Source organism: Pedobacter sp., assembly GCF_035317785.1.
Classification (GTDB): Bacteria; Bacteroidota; Bacteroidia; order Sphingobacteriales; family Sphingobacteriaceae; genus Pedobacter.
On the sequence record NZ_DATHGC010000315.1, the window covers coordinates 1 to 2,711 of the forward strand.

Annotated in this window: 4 protein-coding genes; 3 read left to right on the top strand and 1 reads right to left on the bottom strand. The window is 44.2% G+C overall.

Translation table 11 applies throughout. The annotated features are described in order from the left end of the window. Window positions 1-1,041: glycoside hydrolase family 97 N-terminal domain-containing protein (locus VK541_RS19730; protein WP_324372149.1), on the bottom strand; the 1,041-nt coding region annotated here is incomplete at its 3' end. A 168-nt stretch (window positions 1,042-1,209) separates the two neighbouring features. On the opposite strand from VK541_RS19730, the gene VK541_RS19735 reads away from it, so the two are divergent. The 3 genes from VK541_RS19735 (at window position 1,210) to VK541_RS19745 (ending at window position 2,684) form a co-directional block, all read left to right on the top strand. Then, window positions 1,210-1,629 carry an SRPBCC family protein gene (locus VK541_RS19735; RefSeq protein WP_324372150.1) on the top strand — a complete coding sequence of 140 codons (420 nt, stop codon included), beginning with the start codon at window positions 1,210-1,212 and terminating at the stop codon, window positions 1,627-1,629. A 132-nt stretch (window positions 1,630-1,761) separates the two neighbouring features. Then, window positions 1,762-2,154, top strand: coding sequence for an iron chaperone (locus VK541_RS19740; protein ID WP_324372151.1), 393 nt, complete (start codon window positions 1,762-1,764; stop codon window positions 2,152-2,154). Between the two features lie 62 nt (window positions 2,155-2,216). Further along, window positions 2,217-2,684: a nucleoside triphosphate pyrophosphohydrolase family protein gene (locus tag VK541_RS19745; protein ID WP_324372152.1), complete on the top strand. Its 468-nt coding sequence runs from the start codon at window positions 2,217-2,219 to the stop codon at window positions 2,682-2,684. The last annotated feature ends 27 nt before the right edge of the window (window positions 2,685-2,711 follow it).

Consider the following 2,711-nt stretch of genomic DNA (forward strand, 5'->3'; position numbering starts at 1 on the left):
GGGGTACCAGGCGAAGCCGCCATAGCCGATGACAGAATGGTATTCTATATTGTTCTTCGCACAGAAATCTATGTAGTATTTATTGGTCTCAAAGTTGGCACCCGGTGCAAAGGTAGTATCCGGAACGACATCGCCATTCCACCAGTGAAAAGAGGTCTTGCCGGGCTTGAGCCAGGACACATCCTTTATCTTGGAGGGTTCATTTAAACTGGTCAAAATATTGGATTCGATCAGCGCGCCGATCCGGTCACTGATCATCATCACCCGCCAGGGGGTCTGGTGCGGTAACATCGCCTTGACTTTAAGTTCCTGCTGACCCTGCAGCGGTGAAAGCTGGCTTTTCAGTAGTCCGTTTTTCTTGCTGAGGTACATTCCTGCGTAGTCCCGAAGGCTGGCCTCGGTAATGGCCATATACTGTTTGCCCGGAAACTCAAACAATGCGGGCATGTCCATCAGCTGCCCTTCTTTCAAATCGGAAAGGGGCATCTTTTGATATAGTCCCTCATGGTTGTTATTATAATTGTCAAAGATCAGCGTGCGGACCCCTGGATTGCCGGCCAGGTTAAAACTGCTGTTCTCATCGGTCAAGGTATAGGCATCCCAGTTCTTCTGTTTTGGAAATTCAAAGCGAAAAGCCAGTCCGTCATTAAAGGCCCTGACCACCAGGTTAATTTGCCGGCCATCTGCCTTGTCTTCTATTAAAGGGATCAGTACCTGCCTGTGAAGATCATGTACCGTTTTCGTTTTTCCTACGGGCAGCTCATAATCACTATCCGCCTTGCTGAACACTACTTTTGGCGTCCTGATACCCGCCCCAAACGCTCCTCCTTCTTTAAACACAAAACCGAGCTCTGAATCGCTTACCAGTATTTTGCCTTTGTAGGCAACCTCGTAAAAGGGTTTCTGATCCTTCAGCTTAAAGGAAAAAACAATATTCCCATCCGGCGATTTTAAAACCGCAGCCTGTTGTGCGATAGCAAAGTATGGAAGGAAAAAAAGAATAAATGGCAATAGACTCCAGGTCTGTTTTAGAGGCTTCATTTTGTGTTTACATCTGGTTCAGATTCTAAACTAACAAATTTTCTCTGGAAGAGTCGTTAATCCCCCCTTCAATTGTCGTTTTTCACCATTTCTATCGATCAGATCCTGACCTACCTTTACAATATCAAACAAGAACATTAAATTTAAAAACCTATAGACATGGAAACAATGGAAAAAACAACAATCACAGTAGAAGCCACAGTAAACGCACCGGCAGCTAAAGTTTGGGAGTCATGGAACCAACCTGAACACATCACCAAATGGTGCAGCCCATCGCCGGACTGGCATACACCCCATGCAGAAAGTGACCTGCGCGCAGGCGGCAAATTCCTGTCACGCATGGAAGCCAAAGACGGTAGTTTCGGTTTTGATTTTGCAGGTATTTATGACGATGTAAAAACCAATGAGCTGATCACTTATACCATCGCTGACGGTAGAAAGGTAAAGATCACTTTTGAAGCTGATGGTGACACCACCAAAGTAACTGAGACTTTTGATCCTGAAGAGATCAACCCGATTGAGATGCAGCGCGGCGGCTGGCAGGCGATCCTGGACAGTTTCAAAAAATACACAGAAGAAAATCTGTGACACTGCAAAAAGTCCGGTGAAAGTCCAGTGAAGGTATGAACCAACACTGGACTTTAGTAGTTTTATAAGCAGGGTGATCACCCTTAGTTATGAACCTTTAAACAACAACTGATCTTTTTAAAATAACCAATCATGGCAGAAAGAGAAAAATTTGAAACCGTAGACGCTTATATCGATACCTTTCCTGAAAGTGTACAGGCTATTTTACAGCAGATCAGAAAGATAATGAAGGAAAACGCGCCGGATGCAGAAGAACTGATCAGCTACCAGATCCCTGCGTTTAAATATTATGGCATGCTGATCTATTTTTCGGCTTATCAAAAGCATGTTTCCGTTTCCACTGCACCGTTTAAAGTTTTCGAGGTCTATAAAAAGGAACTGTCGGCTTATAAGCGGAGCAAATCAACGGTTCAGTTTCCGCTGAGCCAACCTGTTCCTTATCAGTTGATCGGGGAAATGACAAAGTTCAGGGTAAAGGAAAACAAGGAAATCGCGGAGGCGAAGGCGGCTAAAAAGAAAAAATAACGCGCTTCTGAATCTGGGATTCAATAATAATTGTAATTTTAATCCCAATTAAATCAACAGATATGCAAGAGCCAAATCCACTAAACAAAGTAGCAGAGTTTCACAAAACATTTAAGCACCCGATAAAAGAAACCCCGGGGATTCCCTCAAGGGAAAGGGCCAACCTGCGTGTTTCTTTACTGGCTGAAGAACTGCAGGAACTGAAGCAGGCGATTGAAGCCAATGATTTTGTTGAGGTGGCTGACGCGCTTTGCGATCTTCAGTATGTGCTGTCCGGAGCTATTCTGGAATTTGGTCTGGCTGATAAGTTTAAAGATCTTTTTGACGAGGTACACCGTTCCAACATGAGCAAAGCCTGCAAATCAGCGGAGGAAGCACATGAAACGATCCAGCACTACAGGAAGAACCACCAGTGCGATGCTTATCATAAGGAAGAGGAATCTTTATTTTTGGTATACCGGACTAATGACAATAAAACGCTGAAGTCTATTAACTATTCGCCTGCAGACCTGAGGGGAATTCTTTTTTAGTTTTACATTAGTTAGTTCATAGGTCCC